Below are 14,630 nucleotides of genomic sequence, written 5' to 3'. Positions count from 1 at the left end.
ACTCCTTTTCATAGAATTATCAATCTGTTTGCTGACTAAACTTAACAATTCAATAAATAAGATTGAACTGACAGCGGCTTAGTGCTATGATTTGGATATTCTGATAATTATGAAATTGTTAAGGTGGAGAAGGAAAAAGACCTAAGCAGCCGACAATAAACAAATAGATAGAATTAACCGAAAAACTAGCGGCAACAGAAATCATAAAGTGCATTTTACTAGAAAAGCAGCACATCTTATAGTATTCTAGCGGAATAATTAACAGACTTTTCAATTAGATAGAGGGGATAAGAAATGGAGAACATTGTTTATTTTAATGAGATAACATGGCGCAGAAATGATCAGGAAATTTTACAGGATATTAATTGGCAAATTAAAGAGGGAGAGCATTGGGCGATTTTAGGTTTAAATGGATCAGGTAAAACCTCGCTCTTAAATATTATTACTGGTTATAATTATCCGACGTCTGGAAAAATGACCGTGCTGGATCGGCTTTTTGGAAGAACAGATTTATCTGAATTACGAAAATCAATCGGCTATGTAAGCAGTGCATTGGAGCGTTTTCAAGAGACGATCCAGCTGGAGCCGGTTGAAAATGTGATTATCAGCGGTAAATTTGCTTCCTTTGGGATTTATGAAGAGGTATCTGAAGCGGATTGGCAGCAGGCTGATCAGATTCTTTCAGACCTTCGATTAGACTACTTAAAAGGAAAAAAATATCAAGTGCTTTCGCAAGGGGAAAGAAGAAGAGTTCTTATTGGCCGGGCGTTAATGAGTCAACCGGAAATACTGATTTTAGATGAACCCTGCTCCGGTTTAGATATTTTATCGCGTGAAGAGGTACTGGAATTAATGAACGATATACAAGCGAATACGCACCTGCTTTATGTTACACATCATATCGAAGAAATTACAGAAGCCATTTCCCACGTGGCCTTAGTTCGTGACGGAAAATTAGTAGCGACTGGAGAAAAGCACGATGTTTTAACCGATGCTTTATTAAGTGAAACATTTAAAATCCCTGTTCAGGTACATTGGGATGGAGGCAGACCCTGGTTAATGATTGAAAAAAGAAGGTAGCGGCTTGCATGACTTTTCCCTGTTTGAAGATATTTCTAATTTACTGGAAAAGGTGTATGATAAAGAAGAAGAAATTAGAAATGGGGGAAAATATAGTGAAAAGCAGATTGTTTAGGCTGATGGCTGTAGCTGCGGCTATCGTATTATTGCTGGGAGCCTGCAGCAATAATGATGACGAAGAAGCTCAAAAGCCAATGCCAGAACCGGATGAACAGACAGAAGAAATCCCTGAATTAGAGGCAGAAGAAGCAGAAGAGGTATTACAAACCTACAATGAAGCATTCCAAAATGTGATTGAAAATGCAGCGGAAGACGGAGAAGTAACGGATTTTGATTCTCCGGAAGAGCTTCAGGAGGAATTCTCGACCATTATGTCCGAGGATTTAGCAGCAAAGATGGCAGATGCTTATTTTGAAGAGAATGAAGAGGGATCCATCTACATAGTTGCTTCCGAAGAACCTGTCTGGTTTGATGAAGAAGAAACATATGAATTAGAAAAAGCAGAAGATAATTTGTATGAAGTAGAGCAGGAACAGACGGATAATATGCTTAGCGTTACTTATTCTATTTTCTGGAATGAAGAGAAGTGGATCGTATCTGATGTGGAAACAGAAGATATTCCAGTTGAGGAAAATGACGGAGATACTTCAAATAGTGAGGCTGAAGCGGATTCGAATCAGACCGAACAGGAAAATAATACAGACAATGACACTGCAGACCAGGATACGGATGGAGCAGCTGCAGAAGAAACAAATGAATCAACAGATGAAGATACAGCTAATAATGAAGCAAATACAACGGAAGAAGAAAATGATCAGGTAAGTCCTGACAGTGAGGAAAATAATTCTGGTCAGGGTGGTACAGATACCAGTGACAGTGATACATCAGACGATGCCGATATGGACAACTCTGAGAGCAATCAGAATCCGGAATCAGAAGAGAATGAAGAAGAGAATACAGATGAGAATGCCTCATCGATTGATGCTGCAGCAGCTGAAAAATTAGTTAAAGAACACTTAAATATGGTCGACGATAGTTTAGAGGTTGTTACTAGTCACCAGGATGAAGAAGGAAACTATGTGGTACAGGTATATGAGCTTGTTGATCAGGATGACGGCTTAGCACATACCGCTACGTATGGATGGTATACGGTAGATCAGACTACCGGAGAAGTAAAAGAGACAGAATTCTAAATAAGAATAGATTAACAGCTGGTAGAATGTTCTAGGAAAACGTTTCGCCAGCTTTTTTCTTTTGAAGGAATAACATCTTACAAATAATTTAGGCTGTGTTTTAGCAAGAACAGCAGGTCTCATGTACAATGGAATAAAGGTATTTTTCATGAAGAAGCGCTTGTAAAACTGACGTCTTCCAAGAGAGTGTGAAAAAGTATTTATTTAGGCAGGAGATAACAGGCGCAGGCTCACGTTGAATGAAGTCTCACTTTATGATTATTTATAAATGTAATGGAGAACTTTAAACATATTGATGCAGTAAAATATGGATTTGTGAGGAGCGGAAATGGTGAAAAAAGTCGCTTTAATTATAAACCCGAACGCCGGAAAACAAAAGCTGGCACAACAATTAGATAAAATTCAATCTAGATTAACGGAAATATTTGAAGAGGTAACTATCTTGCAGACCAAAAAGGAAGGGGATGGAGAACGTTTTGTTGAAAAGCATGCGGAAGAAGTTGATTTACTGATTGCGGGTGGGGGAGATGGAACTGTTTTTGAAATTATGAATGCCCTCGTTCCATTGAAAAACAGGCCGGTTTTTGCTATTTTGCCAGGCGGAACATGCAATGATTTTTCCCGGACGCTTGGCATCAGCCAAAAGCCAATAGAAGCGTTAGAGCAAATTATCATGCAGAAACGAATGCAGGTCGATGTGGGTAAATATGGGGAAAATTACTTTTTAAATTTCTGGGGCATCGGTATTATTTCCAAGGTTGCTGAAGAAATGGATGAAGTAAATAAGCAGGTTTTCGGAAGGGTTTCTTATTATCTGAATACATCCAGGCTTGCTTTTCAAAATGAAGCTTTTGCATTGAAATTGCATAGTGAGGAATTCGATTATGATGAGAAAGCAGAATTGCTGGTTGTTGGAAATGGTTCCTTTCTCGGCGGGATTCAATCCTTCTTTCCGAATGCAGATGTACAGGACGGAAAATTCGATGTCCTGATTGTCAAAGAAGCAAAACTGAAGTATTTAAAGAAATGGCTGGAAGCTAAGATACAGGATGATTATCCGGAAAATGAAAAAGATGATGATATTATTTATTTTCGGACAAACCGTTTAGAAGTATCTACTTCCCCGGAACAAAATATTGATTGTGATGGCGAATTTTTAAATAAAACACCAGCAACGATTGAAGTGCTCCCGAAACATTTGGACATGATTTATGGGGAGATGGAATAAAAAGCTAAAGCTGAGGGATAAGGGGATGCCTTCTCTAAATATAGAGGGGCAGGACCTTGTCCATCAGCTTTTTCTATCTTAACGTTTCAGCTTTTCCATCAGTTTATCCGCTTCTTTTGCGGAGGGGGTATAGCTGTTATTTTTCCAATGATTCCAGATTTCGGATATGAATAAAGCGATGAGAGATAGCACGGAAACAAGCTCTTCGTTCGATAAAGGGATGAGTTTGTAGCCTAACAGCATGGCAGCTGTATTGATGAATACAATGATTAAAACAGCCAGCCGAATCCATTTATTATTTATTTTTGCCAGATTTTCACTCAAGAAAGCAGCCTCCTTTTTATAAGATATGGGCAGGGTAAAAGAATTATAACGGAATTTTTTTATTGGAATGCTATGATTTTTTTGAATTATAAGAATGTATTGTTACATAAGTATCAAAAATGTTACAATTGTATTAAACATTATAATCTATGTTGACGCTTTCATTTTTAGTGATAATATAAATTTAAGACGGTTGTAAATTAAATGAAAATTAGCCAAAATATTATATCATTAAGAAAACATTGGATTTTAATCTATAACCGTCTAAACAAGTAAAGGAGGAGTTTTATGCAAAGGTTATTTCATGGTAAGTCACTGAAGTATCTCGGAACAACCGTTATTTCGCTCGTCTTTTTTATGTTTGTTGGGCTAGGAGCTGTTGCTGCACATGGGTATATTGAGCAGCCAAAATCAAGAGGGTTATTGTGTAATGAACAGGTGAATACAAATTGCGGCGGTGTTCAATGGGAGCCACAAAGCTTAGAAGCACCAAAAGGATTTCCGGGAGTAAGTATTTCAGATGGGGAAATTGCTTCGGCGGGGGGGGTTTTTCCTGAATTAGATGAGCAGACTTCAGATCGATGGGAAAAAGTTGATTTGAATTCAGGAGTTAATACATTTACTTGGCATTTAACAGCGATGCATGCAACAACGAAATGGCATTATTATATAACTAAACCCGATTGGAATCCGAATGAACCATTAACCAGAGACCAATTTGAACTTATTCCATTTTATGAAGTGTATGATGGAGGGGCGAGACCTGGGGAGAAAGTAACGCATCAAGTAACGATTCCTGAGAGGACTGGTTACCATGTTATTTTAGGTGTTTGGGATGTGGATGATACGGCGAATGCTTTCTATAATGTTATAGACGTTGACTTTGACGGAGATGGGACAGAACAAGACCCGGAAGAATCGGAACCAGAAGTCCCTAATTATCCGGTATGGGAAGCTAATGCTGTTTATCTTGGAGGAGACAAAGTTATCTATAACGGAAAAGTTTTCCAAGCAAAATGGTGGACAAGTGGAGAAACGCCCGGAATTTCTGGTGTCTGGGAGGTTATTGAATGAAAAAAACAGCATTCTTTAAACATCTAAATAGTCTAATCAGATAAGCTATTGAAATATAAGAGAATGTTCAAAAGTCCCACTAAAAATGACATAGCGAATTTTTGCGTTGACGAGCTATTTCCAATACTCTCAAGCATACGCTCTGTTTGGAGATAGCTCGTCATCTTTAATTTTCGACGCACAAACGTTTCCGGTAAGGAGAGTAATCGCAGTCCCAGGACGTTACAGCCTTAGCCGACTTGGTCTTATTTATCTGGCTTTTTGAACACACATTATAAGTGTAATTATCAAATAAAAAATTCCCCTTGCATAAATTAAAAAACTTTAGTATGATATTTTATAATTTATTCAAGAGAAGCGAAGAAGAGGACATGAATTACTTGGAAGGCTCAAAGAGAGGAGAGCAGAAGGTGAGAGCTCTCTAACCAAGAAGCGTAATTTACCACCTCCGAGCTGCGTCAGGGTGACAACTGATGCCGTCATATGCAACGTTACTGCAAAATGAAGCTGCCAATCACTTGGCGGGAATCTGGGTGGAACCGCGGAGAAGTATATTCGTCCCTTTGTATAGAGGGAAGTGTATGCTTTTTTATTTGCCTAAAATGAAGAAGGAGTATGAAGAAAATGAAAAATGAAGTGAAAATTAGATTTCCGGATGGAAGAGAAGATGATGTAGAAAAAGGAGTTTTCTTAAAAGAAATCGCTGAACAAATATCAAAAGGCTTAGCGAAGAAAGCTGTTGCTGGAAAAGTGAATGGGAAGCTGGTAGATGTAAGTTATCCTATTTCCGAAGAGAGTGCAATTGAATTGTTAACACTGGATTCAGACGAAGGTCTGGAGGTTATGCGGCATACTGCAGCACATATTTTAGCACAGGCTGTTGAGCGGCTTTACGGAAAAGGAAACGTTCAGTTTGGTATTGGGCCGGTGATTGAACATGGGTTCTATTATGATATGAAATGTCAGGAATCCATTACACAGGCAGATTTGATGAAAATCGAAAAAGAGATGCAAAAGATTATTCAGGAAAATCTTTCAATTCATTCGTATGAACTCTCCTTGGAAGAAGCAAAAGCTTATTTCAAAAAACACCATCAGCCTTATAAGGTAGAGTTGTTAGAAAGTATCCCGGCTGATGAAGCAATCACAATCTATGAACAAGGAGATTTCTCTGATTTGTGCAGAGGTCCACATTTACCATCTACTGGGTATGTTAAAGCATTTCATCTTATAAAGCTGGCAGGAGCATATTGGCGGGGCGACAGTAATAACGAAATGCTGCAGCGTATTTATGGCATTGCCTTTGCGAAGAAAAAAGATGTAGAAGCACATTTGCATTTTATAGAGGAAGCAGAAAAAAGAGATCACCGTAAATTAGGAAAGCAGCTGGATCTGTTTATGTTTTCTGAAGAAGCGCCTGGCATGCCGTTCTATTTGCCGAATGGTCAAATTATTCGCCAGGAGCTTGAACAATTTTCCAGAGAAGCACAATTAAAAGCAGGCTATCAGGAAGTGCGTACACCACTTCTGATGAACCAGCAGCTTTGGGAAGAGTCAGGCCATTGGGATCACTATCAGGAGAATATGTATTTTTCGGAAGTCGATCATACCAATTTCGCATTAAAGCCGATGAATTGCCCGGGGCATATGTTAATCTATAAGCAAAAGCTGCGTTCTTATCGTGATTTGCCAATCAGGCTGTCGGAATTCGGTCAAGTCCATCGTCATGAATACAGCGGCGCTTTAAATGGACTGCTCCGGGTCCGCACTTTCTGTCAGGATGATGCCCATATTTTTGCAAGGGAAGATCAGGTAGAGGCAGAAATGGAAAGAGCCATTCGTTTAATTGATGAAATATATGGGGTGTTTGGCTTCAGCTATGCGGTTGAATTATCTACACGTCCAGAGAAATCTATGGGAGAGGATGCTGCTTGGGAGGCTTCAGAACAGGCGTTAGAAAATGTGTTAGAGCGTATGGAGCTGCCTTACCAAGTAAATGAAGGTGATGGCGCATTTTATGGCCCAAAAATTGATTTTCATATCAAAGACGCCTTAGGACGCAGCCATCAATGTGCGACATTACAGCTTGATTTTCAAATGCCGGAAAAATTTGATTTAACTTATGTCAATGCAGAAAATGAAAAGCTGCGCCCTGTTGTTATCCACCGGGCAATTTATGGATCCATCGACCGCTTTTTTGGTATTCTGCTTGAACACTTTGCAGGCGCTTTTCCAGTTTGGCTGGCTCCTGTTCAAGCCATTATTTTACCAGTTTCCTCTGCACATCATTCCTATGCAAATCAATTAATGGATACTTTCAAAGAAACAGGTATCCGTATTGAAGCAGATTATCGGGAAGAAAAGCTGGGATTAAAATTAAGAGAGGCACAGATGAAAAAAATACCGTATATTTTTGTTGTCGGTGATGAGGAAGAAGAGAACGAGGCGATAAACGTCCGGAAATATGGCGAAAAGCAAAGCCAGAGCTCACCTGCGAGCGATGTACGGAAACGACTCGAAAAAGAAATTGCGGAAAAGCACGTATCATTTTGAAGCATCAGGAATTTTAAACCAGATATCTTTGAGTAATTACTGTCCATTCTTTTTCCTATCGTTTAAAATGAAAGTATCATCTATAACTAAGGGAGATGAGTGAGGATGACAATTACATTTAAGAAGGTTGACAGCTCGAACTATAAAAAATGCTCATTATTAAAGGTGAATGATAATCAAAAAGATTTTATAGCTCCTAATTGGTATTCTGTTTTGGAAGCAGTTTATGAAAAGGAAGAGAAACGTCCTTATGCGATTTATCATGAGGAGGAAATGGTCGGATTTCTCATGTTATGCTATTATCCGGCAAGTGATATTTATGATAAGGATTCATGGTGGATGGACCGGTTTATGATTGCGAAGGATTTTCAAGGCAAAGGATATGGAAAAGCTTCTTTAAAGAAATTTATGGAAGACTTCCAAAAGAATTATCCGAAAGAAGCGTTACGTACATCTACCGTGAAGGAAAATCATGTTGCCATCACATTATATGAACATAGCGGCTTTCAGCGGACAGGTGAATTTGTAGAAGAAGAAGCAGTGCTTTTGATGGAAGAGTAGAGGAATGCGAAGTATGATTTTAAGGCTGATGATTCTATGAAATCATCGGCCTTTTATCAAGGAAAGCGTTCATTGCCTTGACGCTGTATTCGTGTGTCTATCTCTCCTGTCAAATAGTCAGCTGTGACTGGAGACAGCAAATAAAAAAGGGAAGCAAAAAATTTTTCAGGAGGTTTTACAATGGATTGGTTTCAACGATTAAACGGATATTTTCCAGTGGAAGAAATGAAAGCAGAAGAGCAATTAAAAGCTTTACTGGTGGATAAGCCCAATCATTATCATAAGGATGAAAGTGATTTACATATTATGATGTATGCGGAGTATGCCGATTTTGTTTTTGTTGACTTTTTATGGGTTTCTGAAAGGGCTCGGGGAAAGGGAATAGGTAAAAAGTTGATTCAACAGCTAAAAAACAAACGGAAAACGATTATTTTGGAAGTAGAGCCAGTGGATGAAAGGGATGAAGATACAGAGAAACGCCTGCGTTTTTATTTCCGTGAAGGCTTTAAGGTATCAGAAAGGATTTCTTATCGATTCCAGGCATTAGTATCTCATACAGAAATAGAATTGGATATTATGTACTGGGATGAACAAGAGAAAACAAATGAGCAATTACTGGATTATATGATAACTATTTATGAGGAAATCCATTCATACAAGCAGAAAGAAATCTACGGGTTTGATCCGAAGCTGACAAGCGATGTTTTGAGATTAAAGGCTTAATAAAAGAAATTTCGACATAGAGGGATTTAAATGTATATTCAAGGAATAAACCATTCTTTATTTTACAAATTTTGATGAATATAAGTTTGAATTATATACTGGAACGCTTCAAGGTCAAATTAAGTATTATTAAAATGAAAAGAAGCAAATAACTTTTTATCCGGAAAAGATAAAAAGCACTAAAAAATAAGCTGATGAAAAGAGTTCTCCTATATAAGGAAACTCTTTTTTGGCAAAAAAGCAGGAATTTAAATTAGAGAGCTGATTCTAATGGTATATATTGATTCAATAAATTAAAAAATTTTAAATACAATTGGGGGAGCTACATTGAAGGCAGTATTAGCAATTGATATGCAGAAAGAGCTGATTAATGAACAATATAGTCTAGGGCAACGTGTAAAAAATATGGAGACGGTATTAAAGGATTTTTCAAATCAGAATTTTCCTGTTTTTTTTATTCAACATACTAGTGAAAATAGAGAAGATCCGTTCTATATTGAGGGAAAAGGTGCAGAGATTTATCCGTCTTTTAAAAAATATGCTACAGAAATAATTCAAAAAGAAACTCCCAGTGCTTTTTACCAAACAGATTTATTGGAAAAGTGTCAGAAATATAAAGTGGACGAGCTTGTCATTATTGGCCTTAACACAGAATTTTGTTGTTTATTTACAGCAATTGCTGCATATGATAGAGGTTTCAAAGTTGTATTTGTAGAGGATGCTACTGCTACCGTAAATAATGGAGAAGTATATGAGATGTCAGACTTAGATATTCCGGATTTTATTGGAACTGTTTTGCATTGGTCAGGATCGATAGAAGTACTTGATATGGAAGAATATAAATTTTGGATACAGACTTGATGCATTAAAACAGTAAAAATTTCTTTATCGCACCTATCCAAAGGCATATAAATGAGTTCACCGGGCATAATAACCTTGATAAATTTTTGGAAAGGGGTTTGTCTGATGAACCAATTAACGCAAACAGAACTGGAAACATTGCGTAAGGTTATTGGAGAGCACGGGATGATTGTGAATAAGCTGGAGGCATATGCTGAACAGGCACAAGATCCGGAGTTTAAATCAATCCTGCAATTTGATGCGCAGGATGCTCGTAATGCACAACAACAATTAATGTCATTTTTACAGTAGGAGGGTGATTTGAAAATGTTTCAGGATAAAGAGATGGTAAATGATTATTTAAACGGTCTTAATGCAAGTTTGAAAGGTTACGCCGGTTATATTTCTGAATCGAATAACCCTGCGTTGCGCCAAAAATTTGTAGAACTAAGAAATCGGGACGAAGCACGCCAATTGAAAGTATATCAATATGCATTGCAGCATGGTTATTATCAGCCTGGTCAAACAGCAACACCTCAAGAAGTACAACAAGTGCAAACAGAATTATCTCAGGGCAGCTAATAGCTGAAAAGAGAGTGTGTAAAGCATAAAGTGCAGTTTTAGAATGCCTGAGTGCTTTACAAACCATTCATTATAAAAACGAGAAGTCTATATATTTCATAGGCTTCTCGTTTTAGTTATACTTTTTATTTTTTAGATCCAGCCTTTCCGATACGCTAACAGCATCGCATTCGTCCGGTCATTAACATTTAACTTACGTAAAACGGTGGTTACATGGTTTTTCACTGTTTTATCAGAGATTTCTAAGTTATTGGCAATAATTTCATTGTTGTTTCCTCTGGATATTTCAAGTAAAACATCCCATTCCCGTTTGGTAAGAAGACCATCCGGACGGGATTGTAACGTAGAAGATAAAGTTAAAAATTCATCGTGTAATGCTTTAGCTAACTCGGGGTAAACATAAATGCATCCTTCATTGATAAAACGGATTCCTGATATGATTTCATTCAGGCTCATATTTTTAACAAAATATCCATCTATATCAAATTCATACAATCGGATAATATCCTTCATATGCAAATTAGGCAGGATGATTGCAATTTTAACATCCTTTAATTGTTCCTGTTCAAGAATGCGTGTAATATCGTTGTATTGATAAATTGGGATCATAATTAAATCCGGTATATTTGATGAATCAAGTTGAAAATCATCCAAATCTCTTAAAGATAGGATTGAAATATTTAAATTTGTTTTTTCAGATAACGTAAATGCGTCAATAAAATTCAAAGTTGAATTCGAAGTTGGTGTCATACTCAATATTATCCTCTCCTGTCATTTGAGCAAGTATTTTCGTGATGTCAATATAAAATGAATAATTATGCGATGTTGATTCTTGAAGCTGACTTACAGGTTTCGACTAATCTGTTCGAGCTTTTAATACTATAAGGGCAGGGATATGGATTTTCAACTTGTTCATGATGAAACCTATCTTCAAATATAGCATAGGATTGTATGAATTAAAATCTTGTAATAGTTTTTTAATAAAAAATGATAGTTAAATCCCGGTTTAAAAAAGAAAAAGTACCTACCTATGCATGAATATCCAAGTAATATACTAATTATAAAACGAAACTTAGTTCAAAGGGTACGTTTTTTAATCTATTTTCCGGTTCCAGATTTAACCAGTAAATATAATGACGGTTATTTTTCATCATAATTAGCCATTATCCGTCATAATCAATCAGGAGGATCAAGGTCGTTTAAGTTGTGACAAATTAAGCTGCCATGTAAGTTAATAGAGCTGTTTATAAAGCTGGATTCCGGAAAAATAAATGTCCAGGGCATGCTAGAGTCTGGAGGCACATAAACTCTTTCTAAAGTGAATGTCTTTTCGGCTTTTACTGCGTTGTCTTCTACGTATTTTAGTGTGGTGTCTCCAAAGGAATACGCTTGGCCGCTATAATTATTTATTAAAACAGTAACCAATAAATCAGACCGGTGATTTCTTGCTTGCCATAAAGGGGTAAATGTTATTTGTTTACCGGCAGTATTCGGCAATACGAATTTTTGAAACGTTTGTTCAATTTTAAGACGGTCTGTATCGGGAAGCGCTTTATCCCATTTAGGGTCAAAAACAAGGTTCATAACAAATCCTCCTTAAGATACCTTGATTATATAAGATTCGAGCGTAGAAATAAATTTTTAGCGTTTCTTTTGAAAAAAAATATAATTCCTTATACACTTGTGGTACGATGAATGAGGTAAATTACTAGTTCGCTATTGATACAGGGAGGTTATAACATGGAAGAAGAAAATTTAGAACAAGAACCGGTGAAGCAGGAGGATATTGCTGAGGTCGGTGAAACGATTAGTATTGTTCGCGGTGAATATAAAGGTAAGAAAGCAGAAGTGCTTATTATCCGCGAGAATTCAGTTATTGTCCGTATCGGAAATCACCCATCTACAGGGGAACCGATCAAAACCGTAGTTAACCATAAAAATTACAAGAGAAAATAGTTTCGATATAATAAAAAGCTCTGGCATCGCAATGATGCCAGAGCTTTTTTATATATTAGAAAAAGAGGCAAGTTCAACATTTGTCGAACTCGCCCCTTGAAAATCCAGGTATGGATTCTTTCTTATTTGGAAACTGGTTTTTTCCATATACCAAGTATTAACGCTGAGATAACTGTACCAATAAGTAATGATAGTAAGAAGAACCACCATGCATTACCTAAGAAAACAACGAAAATACCGCCATGTGGTGCTGGAATGGTACTATGGAAGAATTGAGTCAATCCTCCAGCGATTGCAGCACCGATAACAGATGAGGTAATCACGCGTAATGGATCAGCAGCTGCGAATGGAATAGCGCCTTCTGTAACAAAGGATAGCCCCATTATATAATTCGCTGTTCCAGATTTACGCTCATCTGGGGTGAATTTATTTTTAAAGAACGTTGTTGCCAGAGCGATTGCTAATGGAGGAACCATACCACCAATCATGGCAGCTGCCATAAATGCTCCATCTCCTGTATCATTAAAGATTCCGATAGAGAAAGTATAAGCAGCTTTATTAAATGGCCCACCCATATCGATAGCCATCATGCCGCCAAGAAGGATACCGAGTATAACAATATTTCCTGTTCCCATACCTTCAAGGAAACTAAGGATGAAACTATTTAGCTTAGAAAAAACTGGTCCAATTGCAAAGTACATTGCTGTTCCCGTGGCAAGTAACCCGAGCACAGGATATAATAAAATTGGTTTAAGACTTGCTAAAGACTGTGGCAGATCTTTTAATAAGTGTTTGATTAATACCACCAAGTAACCAGCTACAAAACCACCGATAAGACCGCCGATAAAACCGGCGTCACTCTGTACTGCCATCATACCAGCTACAATACCAGGCATTAAACCAGGTCTGTCGCCGATACTCATGGCGATATAACCAGCAAGAATTGGGATTAAGAAATTAAATGCTGTACCTCCTACGCTGTTAAAGAATAAGAAGAATTCTGATTCACTTCCTAAGAAACTTTCAAACAAGAAGGAAATAGCCATTAAAATCCCGCCACCAATAACAAATGGAAGCATATGGGAAATCCCGTTCATTAAATCCTTATAAATCTTACCCCAGGCGGATTGTTTTTCATATTCGCCGTCTTCTTCAGATTTTTCCCCGGAGTCACGATAAATGGGAGCATCTTGCGCCGATGCTTTGGTAATAAGTTCCTCTGCTTTTTTAATGCCGTCTACAACCGGTCGCTCAACAACGTGCTTGCCATCAAAGCGGGCCATTTCCACTTTTTTGCTGGCAGCAATGATAACGCCGGAAGCACGCTCAATGTCTTCGTTTGTTAAATGGTTTTTCGTACCGTCTGAACCATTTGTTTCTACTTTGATGTCTACATTCATTTCTTTTGCTTTTTTCTTGAGAGCATCCTCTGCCATATAGGTATGGGCAATACCAGTAGGACAAGCGGTTACTGCTACGACGAAAGGTTTTTCATCACTGCTGGCAGAACTGCCTGATTCGGGCGCCTCTGCTTTTTCCTCTGTTGTATCCTCTTGTGTTGCATCAAGGAACAGCTGCTGCACTTCATCCGGAGTAGATGCTTCTTTCAGTTTTGCTACAAAGACAGGTTCCATCAACAGTTTGGAAAGAGCAGCCAGTGTTTGTAAGTGCGTATCGTTTCCGCCTTCAGGGACAGCAATCATAAAGAAAAGGTGTGCAGGCTGTCCGTCTAAGGAATTATAATCTACTCCAATTTTACTTTTAGCAAATAGAACAGTAGGTTCGGTTACTGCTTTTGTCTTTGCATGCGGCATTGCAATACCGTCGCCTAACCCGGTAGAGGACTGTTCTTCACGAGCCAATATAGCTTCTTTAAAAGATGCCTGCTCTGTTAAAACATTATGCTTATAAAGGTTTGCAATCATTTCATCTATTGCTGCTTCTTTGGATGAAGCTTGAAGGTCTAAGAGCATGACGTCTTTTTTCAATAGGTCGGTGACATTCATCTCTTCGTTTTTATCTTCCGCTGCTTCATCTTCCGGAGCATCGTTTTCTTCGGTTGCTTCTGCAAAAAGCGCTTGTACTTCATCTGGAGTGCCTGCTTCTTTTAATTTACCTGTAAAATCCGGTTCCATTAAAAGACGGGATAGCGCTGCGATGGTTTGCAGATGCGTATCACTTCCATCATCAGGAACAGCAATCATAAAGAAGAGGTGTGCAGGCTGTCCATCTAAGGAATCATAATCGATTCCTGCTTCACTTTTAGCGAATAAGACAGTAGGTTCAGTTACAGCTGCTGTTTTCGCATGTGGCATGGCGATTCCGTCACCGAGGCCGGTGGAGGATTGGTCTTCGCGAGCCAGGATAGCTTCTTTAAATGATGCTTGTTCTGTTATAATGCCATTTTTATAAAGACTTGAAATCATTTCATCAATGACAGCTTCTTTCGATGTGCCTTGAAGGTTTAAAATCATAACATCTTTTTTTAATAAATCGGTTACCTGCATGTTTCTCAT

The 14,630-nt window shown here is 37.9% G+C and carries 16 protein-coding genes; 12 read left to right on the top strand and 4 right to left on the bottom strand.

Annotated elements, in window-relative coordinates; genetic code table 11:
- Nucleotides 1–294: 294 nt before the first annotated feature.
- The 3 genes from ACZSMY_RS07745 (at nt 295) to ACZSMY_RS07735 (ending at nt 3,501) form a co-directional block, all read left to right on the top strand.
- Nucleotides 295–1,080 (top strand): ABC transporter ATP-binding protein, encoded by a 786-nt coding sequence (locus ACZSMY_RS07745; RefSeq protein ID WP_465147642.1) that lies wholly within the window; start codon nt 295–297, stop codon nt 1,078–1,080.
- 95 nt (nt 1,081–1,175) lie between these two features.
- Nucleotides 1,176–2,273: a hypothetical protein gene (locus ACZSMY_RS07740; protein ID WP_465147641.1), complete on the top strand. Its 1,098-nt coding sequence runs from the start codon at nt 1,176–1,178 to the stop codon at nt 2,271–2,273.
- 328 nt (nt 2,274–2,601) lie between these two features.
- The gene (locus ACZSMY_RS07735; RefSeq protein WP_256706028.1) at nt 2,602–3,501 is read left to right on the top strand and encodes a diacylglycerol/lipid kinase family protein; all 900 of its coding nucleotides are present in this window, start codon (nt 2,602–2,604) and stop codon (nt 3,499–3,501) included.
- Between the two features lie 78 nt (nt 3,502–3,579).
- On the opposite strand, the gene ACZSMY_RS07730 is transcribed toward ACZSMY_RS07735, so the two are convergent.
- Nucleotides 3,580–3,825, bottom strand: a complete 246-nt coding sequence (locus ACZSMY_RS07730; protein WP_042533332.1) for a phage holin — start codon at nt 3,823–3,825, stop codon at nt 3,580–3,582.
- A gap of 288 nt (nt 3,826–4,113) precedes the next feature.
- On the opposite strand from ACZSMY_RS07730, the gene ACZSMY_RS07725 reads away from it, so the two are divergent.
- The 8 genes from ACZSMY_RS07725 (at nt 4,114) to ACZSMY_RS07690 (ending at nt 10,158) form a co-directional block, all read left to right on the top strand.
- Complete coding sequence (locus ACZSMY_RS07725; RefSeq protein ID WP_042533334.1) at nt 4,114–4,899, top strand: lytic polysaccharide monooxygenase; 786 nt, start codon at nt 4,114–4,116, stop codon at nt 4,897–4,899.
- Nucleotides 4,900–5,372: 473 nt separating this feature from the next.
- Complete coding sequence (locus ACZSMY_RS07720; protein WP_341172844.1) at nt 5,373–5,534, top strand: hypothetical protein; 162 nt, start codon at nt 5,373–5,375, stop codon at nt 5,532–5,534.
- Complete coding sequence (gene thrS, locus ACZSMY_RS07715; RefSeq protein ID WP_341172845.1) at nt 5,524–7,452, top strand: threonine--tRNA ligase; 1,929 nt, start codon at nt 5,524–5,526, stop codon at nt 7,450–7,452. The genes ACZSMY_RS07720 and thrS overlap by 11 nt, the downstream gene beginning before the upstream one ends.
- A 105-nt stretch (nt 7,453–7,557) precedes the next feature.
- Nucleotides 7,558–8,013: a GNAT family N-acetyltransferase gene (locus tag ACZSMY_RS07710; protein ID WP_042533338.1), complete on the top strand. Its 456-nt coding sequence runs from the start codon at nt 7,558–7,560 to the stop codon at nt 8,011–8,013.
- Nucleotides 8,014–8,193: 180 nt separating this feature from the next.
- Nucleotides 8,194–8,736: a GNAT family N-acetyltransferase gene (locus ACZSMY_RS07705; protein WP_042533340.1), complete on the top strand. Its 543-nt coding sequence runs from the start codon at nt 8,194–8,196 to the stop codon at nt 8,734–8,736.
- A 327-nt stretch (nt 8,737–9,063) separates the two neighbouring features.
- Nucleotides 9,064–9,597, top strand: a complete 534-nt coding sequence (locus ACZSMY_RS07700; RefSeq protein WP_042533342.1) for an isochorismatase family protein — start codon at nt 9,064–9,066, stop codon at nt 9,595–9,597.
- 105 nt (nt 9,598–9,702) lie between these two features.
- Nucleotides 9,703–9,888 carry a hypothetical protein gene (locus ACZSMY_RS07695; protein ID WP_042533346.1) on the top strand — a complete coding sequence of 62 codons (186 nt, stop codon included), beginning with the start codon at nt 9,703–9,705 and terminating at the stop codon, nt 9,886–9,888.
- Nucleotides 9,889–9,903: 15 nt separating this feature from the next.
- Nucleotides 9,904–10,158: a spore coat protein gene (locus ACZSMY_RS07690; protein ID WP_042533348.1), complete on the top strand. Its 255-nt coding sequence runs from the start codon at nt 9,904–9,906 to the stop codon at nt 10,156–10,158.
- Between the two features lie 132 nt (nt 10,159–10,290).
- Here ACZSMY_RS07690 and ACZSMY_RS07685 read toward each other — a convergent pair whose 3' ends face one another.
- Nucleotides 10,291–10,908 carry a response regulator transcription factor gene (locus ACZSMY_RS07685; protein ID WP_226895178.1) on the bottom strand — a complete coding sequence of 206 codons (618 nt, stop codon included), beginning with the start codon at nt 10,906–10,908 and terminating at the stop codon, nt 10,291–10,293.
- A 426-nt stretch (nt 10,909–11,334) separates the two neighbouring features.
- Nucleotides 11,335–11,742: an SLAP domain-containing protein gene (locus tag ACZSMY_RS07680; RefSeq protein ID WP_193065113.1), complete on the bottom strand. Its 408-nt coding sequence runs from the start codon at nt 11,740–11,742 to the stop codon at nt 11,335–11,337.
- A 156-nt stretch (nt 11,743–11,898) separates the two neighbouring features.
- On the opposite strand from ACZSMY_RS07680, the gene ACZSMY_RS07675 reads away from it, so the two are divergent.
- Nucleotides 11,899–12,114, top strand: coding sequence for a DUF2187 family protein (locus tag ACZSMY_RS07675; RefSeq protein WP_042533352.1), 216 nt, complete (start codon nt 11,899–11,901; stop codon nt 12,112–12,114).
- Nucleotides 12,115–12,236: 122 nt separating this feature from the next.
- On the opposite strand, the gene ACZSMY_RS07670 is transcribed toward ACZSMY_RS07675, so the two are convergent.
- Entirely contained in the window at nt 12,237–14,621 is a 2,385-nt protein-coding gene (locus ACZSMY_RS07670; RefSeq protein WP_439957454.1) for a PTS fructose transporter subunit IIABC, read from the bottom strand.
- Nucleotides 14,622–14,630 lie beyond the last annotated feature (9 nt).

This window comes from Oceanobacillus sp. B139/18 (assembly GCF_055524595.1).
This window is presented reverse-complemented; position numbering and strand designations above follow the sequence as displayed.

Bases quoted from the DNA above. Each gene is read 5' to 3' on its own strand.
- ACZSMY_RS07690 (WP_042533348.1), top strand. From the start codon at position 9,904: ATGTTTCAGGATAAAGAGATGGTAAATGATTATTTAAACGGTCTTAAT.
- ACZSMY_RS07670 (WP_439957454.1), bottom strand. From the start codon at position 14,621: ATGCAGGTAACCGATTTATTAAAAAAAGATGTTATGATTTTAAACCTT.
- ACZSMY_RS07685 (WP_226895178.1), bottom strand. From the start codon at position 10,908: ATGACACCAACTTCGAATTCAACTTTGAATTTTATTGACGCATTTACG.
- ACZSMY_RS07745 (WP_465147642.1), top strand. From the start codon at position 295: ATGGAGAACATTGTTTATTTTAATGAGATAACATGGCGCAGAAATGAT.
- ACZSMY_RS07680 (WP_193065113.1), bottom strand. From the start codon at position 11,742: ATGAACCTTGTTTTTGACCCTAAATGGGATAAAGCGCTTCCCGATACA.
- ACZSMY_RS07735 (WP_256706028.1), top strand. From the start codon at position 2,602: ATGGTGAAAAAAGTCGCTTTAATTATAAACCCGAACGCCGGAAAACAA.
- ACZSMY_RS07725 (WP_042533334.1), top strand. From the start codon at position 4,114: ATGCAAAGGTTATTTCATGGTAAGTCACTGAAGTATCTCGGAACAACC.
- ACZSMY_RS07705 (WP_042533340.1), top strand. From the start codon at position 8,194: ATGGATTGGTTTCAACGATTAAACGGATATTTTCCAGTGGAAGAAATG.
- ACZSMY_RS07720 (WP_341172844.1), top strand. From the start codon at position 5,373: ATGCCGTCATATGCAACGTTACTGCAAAATGAAGCTGCCAATCACTTG.
- ACZSMY_RS07695 (WP_042533346.1), top strand. From the start codon at position 9,703: ATGAACCAATTAACGCAAACAGAACTGGAAACATTGCGTAAGGTTATT.
- ACZSMY_RS07710 (WP_042533338.1), top strand. From the start codon at position 7,558: ATGACAATTACATTTAAGAAGGTTGACAGCTCGAACTATAAAAAATGC.
- thrS (WP_341172845.1), top strand. From the start codon at position 5,524: ATGAAAAATGAAGTGAAAATTAGATTTCCGGATGGAAGAGAAGATGAT.
- ACZSMY_RS07675 (WP_042533352.1), top strand. From the start codon at position 11,899: ATGGAAGAAGAAAATTTAGAACAAGAACCGGTGAAGCAGGAGGATATT.